Raw genomic sequence first — 15987 nt, forward strand, 5'->3', positions numbered from 1 at the left:
GCAGCGCGTGTCAGCGCCCGGCGAACGGATCCTCGGTGCGGCCGACGAGATCGGCGATGGAGTCCACGATCAGCGACGGGCGGAACGGGTACTGCTCGACCGACTCGGGCGTGGAGATGCCGGACATGACCAGGATGGTCGCCAGGCCCGCCTCGAGACCGGCGATGACATCGGTGTCCATCCGGTCGCCGACCATGATCGTGCCCTCGGAGTGGGCGCCGATGGCCCGCAGGGCCGACCGCATCATCAGCGGGTTGGGCTTGCCGATGAAGTACGGCGTCTTCCCGGTCGCCTCCCGGATGAGCGCGGCGACGGCACCCGCGGCGGGCATGATGCCGTGCCGACTCGGCCCGGTCGCGTCCGGGTTGGTGGCCACGAACCGCGCACCCTTCTCGATCAGCCGGATGGCGGTGGTGATGGCCTCGAAGGAGTACGTCCGCGTCTCGCCCAGCACCACGTAGTCCGGATCCCGGTCGGTGAGCACGTATCCGGCCTCGTGCAGGGCGGTGGTCAGGCCCACCTCCCCGATGACGAACGCGGACCCGCCGGGGCGCTGGCTGGCCAGGAACTTCGCCGTGGCCATGGCCGAGGTCCAGATGCGGTCCTCCGGGATGTCCAGGCCGCTGCCGTGCAGCCGGGCCCGCAGGTCGCGCCGGGTGAACATCGGGTTGTTGGTGACGACGACGAAGTTCGCGCCACGTTCGGTCAGCTCGGCCAGGAACGCATCCGCCCCGGGGATGAGGTGCTCCTCGTGGACCAGGACGCCGTCCATGTCCGTGAGGTATGTCCACCCCTGGACCGGGCGGGCGATGGTCGGTTGTGCGGTCACCACCCCATGATCCCGGGTGGGCGACGCACGCAGTACCCCTCCCGGGCGGTGTCCGGTCACATCCCGGACCCGGACGGCGGACCGGGACGGGGCCGCACCGCCCCCGTGGCCGGTCACCCCCGGCGCGTACGTTGACCCGATGGCTGACACCCCGATGCGTTTCGGACTCTTCATCCCGCAGGGCTGGCGGATGGACCTGGTGGGCATCGACCCGGTCGACCACTGGTCCACCATGTCCGGGTTGGCCGCGCACGCGGACGCCGGCCCGTGGGAGTCGATCTGGGTGTACGACCACTTCCACACCACGCCGGTGCCGACACAGGAGGCCACCCACGAGGCCTGGTCGCTGATGGCGGCGTTCGCGGCGACCACGTCGCGGGTGCGGCTCGGTCAGATGTGCACGTGCATGGCCTACCGGAACCCGGCGTACCTGGCCAAGGTGGCGTCGACCATCGACGCCATCTCCGGCGGCCGCGTCGAGATGGGCATCGGCGCGGGCTGGTACGAGCACGAGTGGCGCGCCTACGGCTACGGCTTCCCCTCGGCGGGCGAGCGGCTGGCCGCGCTGGACGAGGGCGTGCAGATCATGCGGGACGCGTGGCGCGACGGCTCGGCCACCCTGGCCGGCCGGCACTACCAGGTCGACGGCGCCATCGTGCAGCCGAAGCCGTTGCAGGAGAACGGTATCCCGCTGTGGATCGCCGGCGGCGGGGAGCGCAAGACCCTGCGGACGGCGGCGAAGTACGCGCAGTACACCAACTTCGACGGCACCCTCGAGGGCTTCACGCACAAGTCGTCGGTGCTGGCCGAGCACTGTCGCGAGGTGGGCACCGATTTCACCGCGATCACCCGCTCGGCGAACTACAACATCGCCATCGGCCACACCCAGGACGAGGTCGACAACCGGTTGAGCTGGCTGGAGGGTCACCTCACCGCCTCCATCGGTGCGGAGCAGGCCGCCGGTCAGCTCGGGTCCATCCGTGACCTGCCGGGGGCCGGTACCCCCGACCAGATCATCGCCAACCTCTCGGCGCTGCGGGACGCGGGCATGACGTACGCGATCCTCTACTTCCCCGAGCTCGCCTACGACACCACCGGCCTGCGGCTCTTCGAGCAGGAGGTCATCCCCGCCCTGCAGTGAGTGCACGGTCAGCGGCGGACGAGGGTGAGGATGCCGGCGGCCGCACCGGTCAGGCCGAGAGCCACCACCGCCCCGACCATCAGCACCAGGGCCGGCCACGGTGCGGCGGACTGCTCGGGGCGGTCGGCGGTGGGCCGCCGGAGGATCTGGACGGCGATCGCGACACCGAGCGCGACGGCGACGAGGGTCACCGGCAGAGCCCGCAGCCGGACGCCGACCACGCCCACCAGCAGCGCGCCGGCCAGCACGGACAAGCCGGTCCGCTGCCAGGCCAGGGCGGTGCGCTGCGGCTGCAGCCCCGGGTCGGTCGTGCGGCGCCCGGCGCTCGCCCCGTCCCCGTCCACCGGACCGCCGCCGTTCACCGCACGGCTTCCACGACGGCGTACCCGGCCAGCACCAGTCCGGCCAGGGCGACCCCGCCGACGAGCCAGGGCAGCGCGGTCGGGGCCGGGAGCGGTCGGCCGGTCCGCATGGCCCGCTCGTTGCGGCGCCACGACCCGAGGGCGGAGACGGCCAGGGCGCTGCCGCCCAGGCAGATGATCACCGCCAGTGCGGGGACGATCCAGCTGAGCCGGGCGATGAGGCTCAGCGAGACCAGCGCCAGGCCTGCGGCGATGAGCCCGAGTCCGGTGCGCACCCAGGCCAGCGCGGTGCGCTCGTTGGCCAGGGTCCAGCGCGGGTCCGGGTCGGTCCCGACCCGGTAGACCGAGTGCGGCCGACGATCGTCGTGGTCGGACCCCGCATCGGAGTCGGGGCCGTCGGTGCGTCCGTCGGACTCGGGGGCGTTCACCCGGTGAGCGTAGGGCCGAGAGGTGCCGGCCCCACGCCCACCGGTTCGTGACGGATCAGCCCACGCACGCCCGCACCGCGCGCGCGGTGAGCACCCGGGCGAGATGCTGCCGGTACTCCGCGGAGGCGGAGGTGTCGTCGACCGGGTAGGTGTCGTCGGCGGCGTGGGCCGCGGCCGCGGTGATCGCCTCCGTGGTGGCCGGCCCGATCAGTGCCTCCTCCACGGCGGTCGCCCGGATCGGCGTCGCCCCCATGTTCGTCAGGGCGATGCGCGCCTCGGCGATCCCGGCGCCGCCGGTGCGGATCGCACAGGCCACCGACACCACCGACCACGACTGCGCCACCCGCTGGAACTTCTCGTACCGGGCCGTCCACCCCGCGTAGGACGGGAAGCGGATCGAGGAGAGGATCTCGTCCTCCTCGACGGCGGTGGCGAAGTAGTCGACGAAGAACTCGGCCGCGGGCACCGTGCGCCGACCGCCGGGACCGACGATCTCGAACTCCGCGTCCAGCGCGACGGCGACCGCGCCGAGGTCGCCGGCCGGGTCGGCGTGGACGAGGGCCCCGCCGAGGGTGCCGCGGTGCCGGACCTGCGGATCGGCCACCGTGCCCTCGGTCTCGGCCAGCAGCGCCACGTGCTCCTTCACCAGCGGGTGGCTGAGCACGGCGTGGTGGGTGGCCATCGCACCGATGCGGACGCCGTCGCCGTCCTGGGTGATCTCCCGCAGCTCGGCGATCTTCCGCAGGTCGACGAGCACGCCGGGGTCGGCCATCCGGAGCCGGAGCACCGGCACCAGCGACTGCCCGCCGGCGAGGATCTTCGCCTCGTCGCCGCCCTCCTGGAGGGCGGCGACCGCCTCGTCCAGGGTGGTCGGCGCGGTGTAGTCGAACGCGGTGGGGATCACTGCTCTCCTCCAGGCTGGACGGAGCCCTCCACCGGCGCACCGGTGGACAGCACGTTCGGGGTGCCGGACGGCCCGCCGGTGGCGACCGCGGGGGCGGGGGTGACGGGGGTGCCGTCGGTGTCGGCACCGGCGGCGCCGTCCTGCAGTGCCCGCCAGACCCGTTGCGGGGAGCAGGGCATCTCGATGTCGTGGACGCCGAGATGCCGGACCGCGTCGAGCACCGAGTTGACCACCGCCGGGGTGGAGGCGATGGTGCCGGCCTCGCCGACCCCCTTGACGCCCAACGGGTTCGACGTCGCCGGGGTGATGGTGCGGCCGGTGGTGAAGTGCGGCAGGTCGGGGGCGGTGGGCACCAGGTAGTCGACCAGCGTGCCCGAGGTGAGCTGCCCGTCCTCGGTGTACAGCGCCTCCTCGTACAGGGCCTGCGCGATGCCCTGGGCGAGTCCGCCGTGGATCTGCCCGTCGGCGATCAGCGGGTTGACCACGGTGCCGATGTCGTCCACGCACACGTAGCTGCGGATGGTCACCTTGCCGGTCTCGGTGTCGACCTCGGTCGCGCACAGGTGGGTGCCGTGCGGGTAGGAGAAGTTCTCCGGGTCGTAGGCGGCCTCGGAGTCCAGGGTCGGCTCGACACCGTCGGGCAGGTCGTGGGAGGTGAACACGGCCAGCGCCACGTCCCCGATGGACTTGCTGCTCTGCGTCCCGCGGACGGTGAACACGCCGTCGGCGAAGTCCAGGTCGTCGGCGGACGCCTCGAGCATGTGCGCGGCGATGGGTCGGGCCTTCTCGATGACCTTCTCCGCCGCCTTGACCACGGCGATGCCGCCGACCACCAGCGAGCGCGACCCGTAGGTGTCCAGACCCCGTGGGGAGGACTGGGTGTCGCCGTGGATGACCTCGATCTTGTCGAACGGCACCCCGAGCTTGTCCGCGACGATCTGCGACCAGGCCGTCTCGTGGCCCTGGCCGTGCGCGGAGACACCGGTGATCACCTCGACCGAACCGGTGGGCAGCATCCGGATGGACGCGGACTCCCAGCCGCCGGCGCCGTAGCTGAGCGAGCCCAGCACCCGGGACGGGGCCAGGCCGCACATCTCGGTGAAGGTGGAGATGCCGATACCGAGCTGGACGACGTCACCGCGCTCCCGCCGCGCCCGCTGCTCGGCCCGCAGGCCGTCGTAGTCGAAGAGCCGGACGGCCTCGTCGGTGGCCGCCTCGTAGTTGCCGGAATCGTAGGTGAGCCCGGCGACGGTGGTGAACGGGAACTCCTCGTGGGCGATCCAGTTCTTCTTGCGCAACTCGAGCGGCTCCATGGCCAGCTCGACGGCCAGCTCGTCCATCATCCGTTCGATGCCGAAGGTGGCCTCCGGGCGGCCGGCCCCGCGGTAGGCGTCGGTGAAGGTCTTGTTGGTGAACACGTTCGTGCAGGTGAACCGGTAGGCCGGGATCTTGTAGATGGCGTTGAACATGAACGCCCCGAGGATGGGCACGCCCGGGCCGACGAGGCCGAGGTAGGCGCCCATGTCGGCGAGCAGGTCGACGTCCAGCCCGGTGATGGTGCCGTCGCGGCGGGCGGACAGCCGCAGCTTCTGGATCTGGTCGCGGCCGTGGTGGGCGGCCAGCAGCGACTCCGACCGGGTCTCGGTGTACTTGGCCGGCTTGCCCAGCCGCCGGGCGATCATCAGGGTGACGATCTCCTCCGCGGTCACCTGCAGCTTCCCGCCGAAGCCACCGCCCACGTCGGGGGCGATGACCCGGACCTTGTGTTCCGGGATGCCCTGCGTCATCGCGATCATCAGCCGCAGGATGTGCGGCACCTGGGTCGCCGACCACATGGTGATCTGCTCGGCCGTGGGGTCGACCACGGTGGACCGCGGCTCCATGAACGCCGGGATCAACCGCTGCTGGCGGAAGGTCCGCTCGACGACGATCTGGTCGCCGTCCCGTTCGGCGGTGCTCAGCGCGTCGTCCACGCTCGACCCGGTGCCGGCGTCGGCGGAGTCGAAGCGCCACACCGCGTTCCGGTTGCTGCCCAGGCTCGCGTGGACCAGCGGCGAGCCGTCCTTGAGGGCCTCGACCATGTCGGTGACCACGGGCAGGGCGGTGTACCGGACGTCGATGAGCTCGACGGCGTCGACGGCCTCGGCCTTGGTCCGCGCGGCGACCACGGCGACGATCTCCCCGGCATGGCGGACCTCGTCGACGGCCACCGGGTTGTGGGTGGGCGAGAGCATGTCCGCGGTGATCGGCCAGGCGCAGGGCAGCCCGCCCTGCTCGGAGAGGTCGGCGCCCGACCAGGCCCCGAACACCCCGGGCGCGTCCTTCGCCGCGGAGGTGTCGACCGAGTCCAGGGTGGCGTGGGCCATCGGCGAGCGCAGCACGGCCAGGTGCACCATGCCCGGCAGCACCATGTTGTCGGTCCACCGGGTCCGACCGGTGATGAGGTGGTCGTCCTCCTTGCGGCGGCGCTCCCGGCCGATCTCGCGTTCCGGAGCGGCGGTGGCCTGTTCGTCCAGGGTGGCGGTCACGGGCGCTGTCCCTCCAGGGTCTCGGACGAGTCGGACGGGGCCGCACCGGCGGTGGCGGGCACCCGGTCGGGGGCGCGGCCGGCGCCCGTCGGGGGTGCGACCGCGGCCGTACCGGCGGTCGCCCCGCGCATCTCCTGGCCGGCCGCCCGGACGGCGGCCACGATGTTCTGGTAGCCGGTGCACCGACACATGTTGCCCTCCAACCCCTCTCGGACCTCCTGCTCGTCCGGGTCGGGGTTCTCGGCCAGCAGGCAGGTGGCCTGCATGATCATCCCGGGGGTGCAGAAACCGCACTGCAGGCCGTGGTGCTCGTGGAAGGCCTTCTGCACGGGGTGCAGCGGCCCGCCGAGCGGCGACAGCCCCTCGATCGTGGTGACCTCGGCGCCGTCCGCCTGCACGGCCAGCACGGCGCAGGACTTCACGCTGGTGCCGTCCAGGTGCACGGTGCACGCCCCGCAGTTGCTGGTGTCGCAGCCGACGACCGTCCCGACCTTGCCGAGCTTCTCGCGGAGGTACTGCACGAGCAGCATCCGGGGCTCGACGTCGTCGGAGTACCTGACCCCGTCCACCTTGACCGACACGGACGTCATCGACACTCTCCTTCGAGTGGAAGCCGGAAGGGCCGCCGACGACACCCGGGAGCACCGGGCGTCACGTGACCGTGGTCACGACGATGCCCCCGGATCGGACATTCCGCAACCGGCGTGATCATCGGCCCGGCGGAACGGCCGGACCTTCGATCAACGGGAAGACCGAACCCGTCCGCCGCGTCCGCCGTGACGTGGGGGAAGAACTCCGCGGAGATGTCGACGCTGCCGACCCGGTGCCCGAACGGTTCCGTCCCGGAAGCTGAGCCCCCCGGCCCCGAGGGCAGGATCCGACACGCGGGGATCCGCCCCCCGGCCCGAGCCCGGCAGCGCCCTATCGGCCGATCTGTTCGGCGATCGGCTCCCGGTGGATCGCGCCCGTCGTGGCCGAGAGCGGCCGCCCACCGCCCCGCCAGCGCTGGGCGATGATCTCCGCGGCGATGGACACCGCGGTCTCCTCCGGGGTCCGCGCACCGAGGTCGAGCCCGATGGGCGAGGACAGCCGGTCGAGCTGCTCGGGGGTGATCCCCGCCTCGCGGAGCCGGTCGAGCCGGTCGGTGTGCGTGCTGCGCGACCCCATGGCCCCCACGTAGGCGACGTCCGCGGCGAGGGCCTCGACGAGCACGGGGACGTCGAACTTCGGATCGTGGGTGAGCACGCAGATCACCGTGCGCACGTCCAGGGCGCCGGCGTCGATCTGGGCGCGGAGGTAGCGGTGGGGCCAGTCGACGATGACCTCGTCCGCCTCGGGGAACCGGCGGCTGGTCGCGAAGACCGGACGGGCGTCGCAGACGGTGACCCGGTACCCCAGGAAAGTGCCCATCCGCGCCACGGCGGCGGCGAAGTCGATCGCCCCGAAGACGAGCATCCGGGGTGCGGGCGCGAACGAGGCCACGAAGATCTGCAGGCCCTCGCCCCGCCGCTGCCCGTCCAGGCCGTAGGTCAGGGTCGCGGTGCTGCCGTGGGCGAGCAGCCCGCGCACGTCGTCGCGGACGGCGTCGTCGATGCGGTCGGCCCCCAGGCCGCCGCTGGTCCGGTCGTCCCACACGAGGAGATGCCTTCCGACCTGACCGGGACGACCGGCCACGACGGTGGCCAGCGCGACGGGATCACCGGCGTCGACGGCCGCGGCCAGCTCGCCGAACTCCGGGAACGAGTCGGGGGCGATGCGCTCGGCGAACACGTCGATGATCCCGCCACAGGTCAGCCCGACGCTGAACGCGTCGTCGTCGGACACCCCGTACCGCTGCAGCCGGGGTTCGGCACCGTCCCGGATGCCGCTGGCCAGCTCGTACACGGCGCCCTCGACGCACCCGCCGGACACCGATCCGACGGCCGTGCCGTCCGGTCCCACCAGCATGGACGCGCCGGCCGGTCGCGGCGCGGACCGGAAGGTCCCGGTCACCGTGCCCACCCCGACCGCCTCGCCGGCCCGCCACCACCGGAGCAGATCCGCCATCACGTCACGCATCGCGCATCACCTCCACCAGGTCCTGCAGGGTCGCCAGCGAATGGCCGGCCAGGAAGTGGTCGACGGACGGCAGCACCGCCACGATGCCACCCTGCAGGGGCCGGTAGCCGTCCTTCCCCTTGTGCGGGTTGACCCAGACCAGCGTGTGGGCCAGCCGCCGGAGCCGGGCGGCCTGCTCGGCGAGCAGGTCGGGCGCGCCTCGTTCCCATCCGTCGGAGAAGACGACGACCACGGCCCCGCGGGCGGTGCCGCGTCGTCCCCAGCGGTCGACGAACGCGCGCAGCACCTCGCCGAGCCGGGTGCCCCCGGAGTAGTCGGGGATGGCCTGGGCCGCGGCCGCGAGCGCCCGGTCGGGGTCGCGGGACGCGAGGGCGCGGGTGACCCTGGTGAGCCGGGTGCCCATGGTGAACACCTCGACATCGGCCGGCCGCCGTCGGGCGAGCACGTGCGCGAAGCGCAGCAGCGAGTCGGCGTAGGCGGTCATGGATCCACTGATGTCGACGAGCAGCACGATGCGGCGGGGGCGGACCCGACGGCGCTGCCGGGCGGGGCGCTGCGGTTCACCGCCGGCGGCCATCACCCGGCGCACCGTGCCGCGGGGGTCGACGGCTCCGCGGCGGGCGGGCCGGCGGCGGCGGGAGGTCCGCCAGGGCAGGCCCGGCCGCAGCAGGGCCAGCATCCGGGCCAGCTCGGCCCGCTCGGCGGCCGACAGCAGGGCCAGGTCCCGGTGCCGCAGGATGTCCGCGCCGGACGCCTCGGCGCGGATCGGGGGCTCCTCGTCGTCGTCCTGATCGGGGCCGCCGGCGGGCGGCTGCGACTCGGGCAGCACGGACCGCAGCACGGTGACCGGCGGCGGCGCCCCGGGTGGCCGTCGCGGTCGCCGCCCACCGAAGTACGCGGCGAAGGCCGCGTCGTAGACGGGGATGTCGTCCGGGCCCGCGGTCAGGCAGGCACGCCCGGCCCAGTAGACGTCGGTCGGGTCGTCGACGTGCAGAGCCGCGGTGGCGGCGAGGAAGGTGGCCGAACGGGCCGGACCGATCACGAGGCCGGCCGCGGTCAGGGCCCGGGTGAAGCCGATGAGGATCGCGGCGCCGTCGCGCACGACCGGCGCGAGCGGTCCCACCGCGGCCGCGCTCGACCCGCTGTCCCCCGCCGGACCTGCGCTCACCACGTCCCCACGTCAGGCCACCGGGAAGAGGGCCGCGACCCCGGCGGCGGTGACCCGTTCGGTGTCCTCCCGGTACTTCAGGACGGCGCCGAGGGTGACGGCGGCCGATTCGGGGTCGAGCCGGTCGCAGCCCAGCGCGTGCAGCGCACGGGCCCAGTCCAGCGACTCGGCGACACCGGGCGGCTTGATCAGCTCGGCCTCTCGCAGCCGTCCGACGGCGGTGGCCACCCCGGTGGCGAGTGCCTCGGTGATCTGCGGCAGCCGCAGCCGGAGGATCTCCACCTCCCGGTCCAGGGAGGGGTGCTCGACCCAGTGGTAGAGGCACCGGCGCTTCAGCGCGTCGTGCACCTCCCGCGTGCGGTTGGAGGTCAGCACCACGAGCGGCGGTTCGACGGCCCGGATGCGGCCGAGTTCGGGAATGGTGACGGCGAACTCCGAGAGGACCTCGAGGAGGAACGCCTCGAACTCGTCGTCGGCGCGGTCTATCTCGTCGATGAGCAGCACCGCCCGTGGGGTGCGCAGCGCGGTCAGGATGGGCCGGGCGATCAGGAACCGTTCGCCGTACAGATCGGCCTCGATCTCGGCCAGGCGACCGGCGCTCCCGTCCCGGGTGCCGGCGGTGGTCGCGGCCACCGCCTCCACCGCGCGCAGGTGGAGGATCTGCCGGGGGAAGTCCCAGTCGTAGAGGGCCTGGCTGGCGTCGATGCCCTCGTAGCACTGCAGCCGGATGACCTCGACGCCGCGGAGCTCGGCGAGCGCGAGGGCCAGGGCCGTCTTGCCCACCCCGGCCTCGCCCTCCAGGAACAACGGCCGGGAGAGGGCCTGCGCGAGGTAGGCCACGGTCGAGAGCCCCGGATCGGACAGGTACCCAGCCCCGGTCAGCGCGGCGGACAGCGCAGCGGGGCTGCCGAACGGGTCGTCGGGTGCAGCTGCGGACATCGGCACACAGTAGGTCGTGGTGTCGTCGCACGGAGGGTGCCGGACGCAGGACGACCGCCGGCGGCGATCGCCGCCCGACGGCACCCGCACTCCGCACGACTACCCTGGGCGGAGTGACCACCATCGGGTTGGGCCTTCCCCGGCCGCGGATCGCGGCGCCGGGCGTGCCCACCGCATCGCCCGACCGTCCGTCCTCGCCGTTCCTCATCGACTCCCACGGCCGCCGTGCGCGCGATCTGCGGGTGTCGCTGACCGACAAGTGCAACCTGCGCTGCACCTACTGCATGCCCGCCGAGGGCATGGACTGGATGCCTGCGGCCCAGGTGCTGACCGATGCCGAACTGGTCCGGCTCATCGCCATCGCCGTCGAACGCCTCGGCGTCCAGGAGGTGCGCTTCACCGGCGGAGAACCGCTGCTGCGCAAGGGGATCGTGGATCTGGTGGCCGAGGTCGGGCGGCTGGACCCCCGCCCGGAGATGTCGCTGACGACCAACGGCATCGGACTGGCCCGCCGGGCGCAGGCCTTCCGGGACGCCGGTCTCGACCGGGTGAACATCTCCCTGGACTCCCTGGACCCCGCGGTGTTCCTCCAGCTCACCCGCCGCCCCCGGCTGACCGACGTGCTGGACGCCCTGGCCGCCGCGGACGCCGCCGGGCTCACCCCGGTGAAGATCAACACCGTGCTGATGCGGGGCGTCAACGACCACGAGGCCGCCGATCTGCTGGAGTTCAGCCTGCGCAACGGCTTCCACCTGCGGTTCATCGAGCAGATGCCGCTGGACGCCGGCCATTCGTGGAGCCGGGACCGGATGGTCACCGCCGACGAGATCCAGGAACGGCTGTCGGAGCGGTTCACCCTGACCCCGCACCCCGGGGCCCGGGAAGGCGCGCCGGCCGAGCTGTTCGAGGTGGACGGCGGATCCGGGACGGTCGGCATCATCGCCTCGGTCACCCGCCCCTTCTGCGGTGACTGCGACCGGACCCGGTTGACGGCCGACGGCCAGATCCGGACCTGCCTGTTCTCCCGCTCCGAGACCGACCTGCGGGCACTGCTGCGCGGTGGGGCCGACGACGAGGAGATCGCCGAGGTCTGGCGCACCGTGATGTGGGGGAAGTTGGCCGGCCACGGCATCGACGACCCGTCCTTCCTGCAGCCCGACCGGCCGATGAGCGCCATCGGTGGATGACCCGGTGATCGGCGCCGGCTCGGCGGCGGTCCCGACGGATCGTCCCGTCGAGGTCCTGGTGCGGTACTTCGCGGCCGCCCGGGCAGCGGCGGGGGTGACGGAGGAACGACTGACCCTCCCGGACCCGGCCACGGTGCGGCTCGCCCTGACCGAGGCGGAACGGCGGCACGGCGCGATGCTGGCCACCGTCCTGCAGCGGTGCAGCTTCCTGGTCGACGAGATCGCGGTCCACGGGCGGGACACCGTCCTGACCGACGGCGCCGTCCTCGACGTCCTGCCGCCGTTCGCCGGCGGCTGACGCACCCTCCGCCCGTCCCGCCGCCGGGTGAGAACGGGTCCGCCGGTCGAGCTCCGCCCGCCGGCCGTCCTCCCGTCGCCCACCCCGTCCCGTCGCGTGTCGACCTGTCGGGCACCCCGCGGGTCGGATTACGGTTCCCTCAGGGTCAGACCCCTCCACCTGCGGATACGCATGGTGATCGTTCGCGAGAAGGAGCCAGCCGTGTCCCATCCCCACCCCGGAGAGCCCGAACCGGACGACCCGGCCGGTCCCGACCCCGCCCGTCACGAGGACAGCGGGGCCCCCTTGCCGCAGGGGGATCCGACACCCCCCACCGGTGTCCCGGTCCAGCAGGACGCTGCCCCGAGCGGGACCGGACCGGCCGGCGCCCCGCCGACCGGTGGCTACTCCCCGCCGACCGGCGGCTACCCCCCGCCGCCCGTCGCCGGTCCCCCGGTCGGTGGCGCCGGCTACCCGCCACCCCCGCCGGGATACGGTCCGCCGCCCAGCTACCCGCCGTCGGGTCAGACCCCGCCCGGATACGCCCCGCCCGGTTACGCCCCGCCCGGGTACGCCCCCACGGGCAGTCCGGTGCAGGGCGGGTATCCCCCGCCCGGGCCCGCCGGTTACGGGCCCGGCGGCACACCCGTCGGATACCCCGGCCAGCAGGGTGGCTACCCGCCGCCGGGCGCGGGGAACACTCCCCCCGGTCAGGCCGGGCCCGGCCAGCCCTACCCGGGTCAGCCGAACCCGGGCCAGCCCTTCGCCGGCCAGTCGTACCCGGGTCAGCCGTACGCGGGCCAGCCCTATGCCGGCCAGCCGTACGGAGGCCAGCCCTCCGCGGGTCAGCCGTACACAGGTCAGGGCAGTCAGCCCGGGCAGCCCCCCGCCCAGGGTGGATTCCCGGGGCAGAGCGGCTACCCGCCGCCGCCCGGTCAGTACACGCCGCCCCGCACGGGCCCGTCGTTCGATCCGAAGAACGTCAGTGTCGCCGGGTGGGGCGTGCTGGGAGCGGCCGGCCTGACCTTCATCGGGAGCTTCTTCCGCTTCTGGTCGGTCGACACCTATTACTACTTCCGCGTCGGATTCAACGCCTGGACCTCGTGGTGGTGGATCCCCGTGCTCCTGGCCGTGGCCGTCGGAGTGGTCTACGCCCTGCAGGTGGCCAAGATCGTCACCCGGGACCAGGTCAAGCCGCTGTGGCCCCTCTACGGGGCGGCGGCCTCGTTCGTGCTGATGCTGTTCGTCCTGCTGCACACCCTGCTGCGCGAGAGCGACGACGCCGGGCCCGGTTTCGGGGTGTTCTTCGTGCTGGTCACCACGGCGGCGTTGACCTACTTCACCGCCCTCTCGGCGCAGCAGTCCGGCGTCAAGCTCCCGGTCACGGTGCCCGGGCCTCGCTGACCCGTCGCACCGACGCCGCCGCCGCCGCCTGTGGCCGCGTTCCGCTCCAGCGGGCGCGGCCACAGGCGTCTGTGCGAGACCTCGGGACGACCCGGCCCCGACAGCTCCCGACGGGCCCGGCGACCCCGCAGCGCCGGGCCCGTCAAGCTCCTGACGAGGGGGCCGCCCGGGACGGGTCAGCGCTGGTTGAGGGGCAGGGCGATGTCGGTGACGGCCCGCGGGAAGGAACCCAGCGAGGAGGCCACCCCGGAGAGGACGTCGACTTCGTACAGCTTGTACTTCCCGTTGGTGCCGATGGTGGCGTACGCGGTGTTCTTCACCGTGCGATCGCCGCTGAGGGTGGACAGGATGTCCATCCCGGCATCGAGATCCGCGGCCACGCCCAGCTTTCCGGTCGCCACCAGGGTCCCGGCGTTCGCCGGGGACTGCAGGACGACCTGGTCGGCGACGGTGTCGAGATCGAACAGGGTGGTGGCGGTGTCCGGGTTCAGGTCGTTGTTCGTGTACGCCGCCGCGCTGACGCCGGACGCCGGGGCGGCCAGGTTGGTCAGCGGGGTGTCCACGACGGTGGCGCCACCGGGCGCGTCACCCGAGGCGAACGGGTGGCGCAGGTTCTGGCCCGTGTCGCTGATGACCCGCAGCGCGTTCGCCGCCGGGTTGAAGTCCACGCCGAACGCCTTGCCGGACAACGGCACCTGGATCTGCCCGATCCGGCCGGCGATCGCCCGATCGGACAGCAGGTAGATGCCGCCGTTGTTGCCGACGCCGTAGAGCTTGCCGTTCTGCACGCGGTGATCGATGCCGATGAGGAAGTCGTCGCCACCGAGCCCGGTGATGACGATCGGCGCCGAGGCCGCGCCGGGGTTCCTCACCGCGAAGGTCACCAGCGCCTTGCCGCCGTTGGTCAGGCCGACCGCGGTGATCCCGCCGGTCTTCCCGGCCGACACCGATGCGACGCCGAGATCGACGGACACCGCCGGCGCCACGGCGGTCCGCGCCGAGGCAGCGGCTCCCGCCGGCAGGGCCAGGCCCACGGCGACGAACACCGCGACGGCCGCGGTGGTGGTTCCCAGGGTGCGCTTGCGCATGACGCGTCCTTTCGTGAGGTCACGCCCCGACCGGTTGGGCCCGAGCGCGTCCGCCGAGCGGCGGTGACGGTCCATACGCAGCCGCCACTGCCCGTGTTCAGCCGTGGCGGAAAACGTTCGACGGACGGGGGCGGACGGACCCGCCGACGCTGCCCGGCCGGCCACCCGACACCGCCCGGCTTGGCCCCGTGCGCCCACCGGGTTCCGACTCCGACCCGTCCGTGGTCGACCCGGCGCCGGATCACCGGCGAGCCCGACCCGACCGAGGGTCGTGGCCCGTCTCCCCACGCCGGGATCAGCACGCCACGGGCAGGCCCCCGGGCCCGATCCGGGAATCGCTGAACGCGACCCACCGGGGCTGCGTATGCACCCCCGAGGGAGGTGGGACGTCCATGCCGGCACTGACACGACTGCGGAGCGCGCGGCCCCCCGGGCTCAGGGACGAGGCCGCGGTCCAGGCGGCCTACACCGCCCACGGGGCCGAGCTGTACCGCTTCGCGCTCCGGGCGCTCGGCGATCCGGGCCTGGCCCAGGACGCCGTCCAGGAGACCTTCCTGCGTGCCTGGCGGGCCGCCGACCGGTTCGATCCCGAGCTGGCCAGCCTGCGGGTCTGGTTGTTCGCCATCGTCCGCAACGTCGTCATCGACCTGGCCCGCCGCCGGTCCGCCGCCTCCTTCGCGCACGTCCCCGGCGGCGGCGACGAGGACATCGTGGCCGCCCTGGACCCCACCCCGGACGACACGGACGCCGTGGTGAACCGATGGCTCGTCGAGGAGGCGCTCGGCCGTATCAGCGCCGAACACCGGCATGTCATCGTGCAGACACACCTGCGCGGTCGGCCGTACGACGAGGTCGCCGCGGAGAGCGGAGTACCGACGGGAACGATGCGCAGCCGGGCGTTCTACGCCCTCAAGGCCCTTCGGGTCGCCATGGACGAGATGGGGGTGACGTTGTGAACACGGCGAGCACCGCGGACTCCGCGGACCACCGCGCGCTCCGCGAGATGCTCGGCGCCTTCGCGCTGGGCCGGCTCGACGACCGCGAACGGACCGCTGTGCAGGCGCACCTCGACGGCTGCGCGGACTGCCGCGCCGAGCTCGACGAGATCGCCCCGGTCGTCGCGGCCCTGGCCGGCCTGGACGCGGACCGCGTCCACGCTCCGGCCGCTCCCCCGCCGGAGCTCGGGGAGAACATCCTGGCCTCGGTGCGCACCGCCACCCGGGAGCGCAACCGCAGCCGCTGGGTCCGGCGGGCCGGTGGCGGCGCGCTGATCGCGGCGGCCCTGGTCGGCGTGTTCGTGCTCGGCGTCAACGTGCGCCCCGTCGTTCCCGCGGCACCCCCGGTCATCGCCCTCCAGCTGCAGGACGTGGCCTCCGGGGTGCAGGCCGACGCGGGCCTCGTCCGGCACACCTGGGGCACCGAGCTCAAGCTCCAGGCCAGCGGCCTGGCCGCCGGCGGCGCGTACACCGTCACCTTCGTCCGCGAGGACGGCGGGACCGTCCCCGGCGGGACGTTCCTCGGCACCGGCACGGCCACCCTGACCTGCAGCATGAACGGGGCGCTGCCGCTGGACGACACGGCCGAGGTGCAGATCACCGACGCGGCGGGAGTGGTGGTGATGGACGCGGTCGTGGCCTGAGCCGGGTCCGGAGGCGATCCTTTCCGCCTAGGGTT

General features: G+C 73.4%; 16 protein-coding genes. 6 read left to right on the forward strand and 10 right to left on the reverse strand.

Translation table 11 applies throughout. The features are described from left to right. Positions 1-10: 10 nt before the first annotated feature. The gene (locus J2S58_RS08720) at positions 11-772 is read right to left on the reverse strand and encodes an HAD-IIA family hydrolase (RefSeq protein ID WP_205256054.1); all 762 of its coding nucleotides are present in this window, start codon (positions 770-772) and stop codon (positions 11-13) included. A gap of 211 nt (positions 773-983) precedes the next feature. Here J2S58_RS08720 and J2S58_RS08725 point away from each other — a divergent pair, with 211 nt between their 5' ends. After that, a complete protein-coding gene (locus J2S58_RS08725) occupies positions 984-1970 on the forward strand; it encodes a TIGR03560 family F420-dependent LLM class oxidoreductase (protein ID WP_205256053.1) in 987 nt (328 codons plus the stop codon). Positions 1971-1978: 8 nt separating this feature from the next. Here the strand turns inward: J2S58_RS08725 and J2S58_RS08730 are convergent, their stop codons facing one another. From J2S58_RS08730 to J2S58_RS08765, 8 genes are all read right to left on the reverse strand, one after another. Next, complete coding sequence (locus J2S58_RS08730) at positions 1979-2332, reverse strand: DUF202 domain-containing protein (RefSeq protein WP_205255716.1); 354 nt, start codon at positions 2330-2332, stop codon at positions 1979-1981. Beyond that, complete coding sequence (locus J2S58_RS08735) at positions 2329-2760, reverse strand: YidH family protein (RefSeq protein ID WP_205255715.1); 432 nt, start codon at positions 2758-2760, stop codon at positions 2329-2331. Before J2S58_RS08735 ends, J2S58_RS08730 begins: the two co-directional genes overlap by 4 nt. 55 nt (positions 2761-2815) lie before the next feature. Further along, positions 2816-3664 (reverse strand): FAD binding domain-containing protein, encoded by an 849-nt coding sequence (locus J2S58_RS08740; RefSeq protein ID WP_205255714.1) that lies wholly within the window; start codon positions 3662-3664, stop codon positions 2816-2818. After that, on the reverse strand, positions 3661-6192 hold the full coding sequence (locus tag J2S58_RS08745; protein ID WP_306827704.1) for a xanthine dehydrogenase family protein molybdopterin-binding subunit: 2532 nt from the start codon (positions 6190-6192) through the stop codon (positions 3661-3663). The genes J2S58_RS08740 and J2S58_RS08745 overlap by 4 nt, the downstream gene beginning before the upstream one ends. Further along, the gene (locus J2S58_RS08750) at positions 6189-6782 is read right to left on the reverse strand and encodes a (2Fe-2S)-binding protein (RefSeq protein ID WP_205255713.1); all 594 of its coding nucleotides are present in this window, start codon (positions 6780-6782) and stop codon (positions 6189-6191) included. Before J2S58_RS08750 ends, J2S58_RS08745 begins: the two co-directional genes overlap by 4 nt. A 331-nt stretch (positions 6783-7113) precedes the next feature. Then, positions 7114-8250: an XdhC family protein gene (locus tag J2S58_RS08755; protein WP_205255712.1), complete on the reverse strand. Its 1137-nt coding sequence runs from the start codon at positions 8248-8250 to the stop codon at positions 7114-7116. Next, positions 8243-9373, reverse strand: a complete 1131-nt coding sequence (locus tag J2S58_RS08760) for a vWA domain-containing protein (RefSeq protein WP_344470058.1) — start codon at positions 9371-9373, stop codon at positions 8243-8245. The genes J2S58_RS08755 and J2S58_RS08760 overlap by 8 nt, the downstream gene beginning before the upstream one ends. A gap of 57 nt (positions 9374-9430) precedes the next feature. Next, positions 9431-10357 (reverse strand): AAA family ATPase, encoded by a 927-nt coding sequence (locus tag J2S58_RS08765; protein ID WP_205255710.1) that lies wholly within the window; start codon positions 10355-10357, stop codon positions 9431-9433. 113 nt (positions 10358-10470) lie between these two features. On the opposite strand from J2S58_RS08765, the gene moaA reads away from it, so the two are divergent. The 3 genes from moaA to J2S58_RS08780 all read left to right on the forward strand — a co-directional run bounded on the left by moaA (position 10471) and on the right by J2S58_RS08780 (position 13225). Then, on the forward strand, positions 10471-11544 hold the full coding sequence (moaA, locus tag J2S58_RS08770) for a GTP 3',8-cyclase MoaA (protein WP_205255709.1): 1074 nt from the start codon (positions 10471-10473) through the stop codon (positions 11542-11544). Then, a complete protein-coding gene (locus tag J2S58_RS08775) occupies positions 11537-11842 on the forward strand; it encodes a MoaD/ThiS family protein (RefSeq protein ID WP_306827709.1) in 306 nt (101 codons plus the stop codon). Before moaA ends, J2S58_RS08775 begins: the two co-directional genes overlap by 8 nt. A 201-nt stretch (positions 11843-12043) precedes the next feature. Beyond that, positions 12044-13225 (forward strand): hypothetical protein, encoded by a 1182-nt coding sequence (locus J2S58_RS08780; RefSeq protein ID WP_205255708.1) that lies wholly within the window; start codon positions 12044-12046, stop codon positions 13223-13225. Positions 13226-13401: 176 nt separating this feature from the next. On the opposite strand, the gene J2S58_RS08785 is transcribed toward J2S58_RS08780, so the two are convergent. Continuing rightward, positions 13402-14313 carry a DUF4394 domain-containing protein gene (locus J2S58_RS08785; protein WP_205255707.1) on the reverse strand — a complete coding sequence of 304 codons (912 nt, stop codon included), beginning with the start codon at positions 14311-14313 and terminating at the stop codon, positions 13402-13404. A 392-nt stretch (positions 14314-14705) separates the two neighbouring features. Here J2S58_RS08785 and J2S58_RS08790 point away from each other — a divergent pair, with 392 nt between their 5' ends. Then, on the forward strand, positions 14706-15269 hold the full coding sequence (locus J2S58_RS08790) for a sigma-70 family RNA polymerase sigma factor (protein WP_205255706.1): 564 nt from the start codon (positions 14706-14708) through the stop codon (positions 15267-15269). Further along, on the forward strand, positions 15266-15952 hold the full coding sequence (locus J2S58_RS08795) for a zf-HC2 domain-containing protein (protein WP_205255705.1): 687 nt from the start codon (positions 15266-15268) through the stop codon (positions 15950-15952). Before J2S58_RS08790 ends, J2S58_RS08795 begins: the two co-directional genes overlap by 4 nt. Positions 15953-15987 lie beyond the last annotated feature (35 nt).

The organism is Nakamurella flavida (genome assembly GCF_030811475.1).
Classification (GTDB): domain Bacteria; phylum Actinomycetota; class Actinomycetes; order Mycobacteriales; family Nakamurellaceae; genus Nakamurella; species Nakamurella flavida.

Bases quoted from the DNA above. Each gene is read 5' to 3' on its own strand.
- J2S58_RS08790 (WP_205255706.1), top strand. From the start codon at position 14,706: ATGCCGGCACTGACACGACTGCGGAGCGCGCGGCCCCCCGGGCTCAGG.
- J2S58_RS08750 (WP_205255713.1), bottom strand. From the start codon at position 6,782: ATGACGTCCGTGTCGGTCAAGGTGGACGGGGTCAGGTACTCCGACGAC.
- J2S58_RS08755 (WP_205255712.1), bottom strand. From the start codon at position 8,250: ATGCGTGACGTGATGGCGGATCTGCTCCGGTGGTGGCGGGCCGGCGAG.
- J2S58_RS08785 (WP_205255707.1), bottom strand. From the start codon at position 14,313: ATGCGCAAGCGCACCCTGGGAACCACCACCGCGGCCGTCGCGGTGTTC.
- J2S58_RS08720 (WP_205256054.1), bottom strand. From the start codon at position 772: ATGGACGGCGTCCTGGTCCACGAGGAGCACCTCATCCCCGGGGCGGAT.
- J2S58_RS08725 (WP_205256053.1), top strand. From the start codon at position 984: ATGCGTTTCGGACTCTTCATCCCGCAGGGCTGGCGGATGGACCTGGTG.
- J2S58_RS08765 (WP_205255710.1), bottom strand. From the start codon at position 10,357: ATGTCCGCAGCTGCACCCGACGACCCGTTCGGCAGCCCCGCTGCGCTG.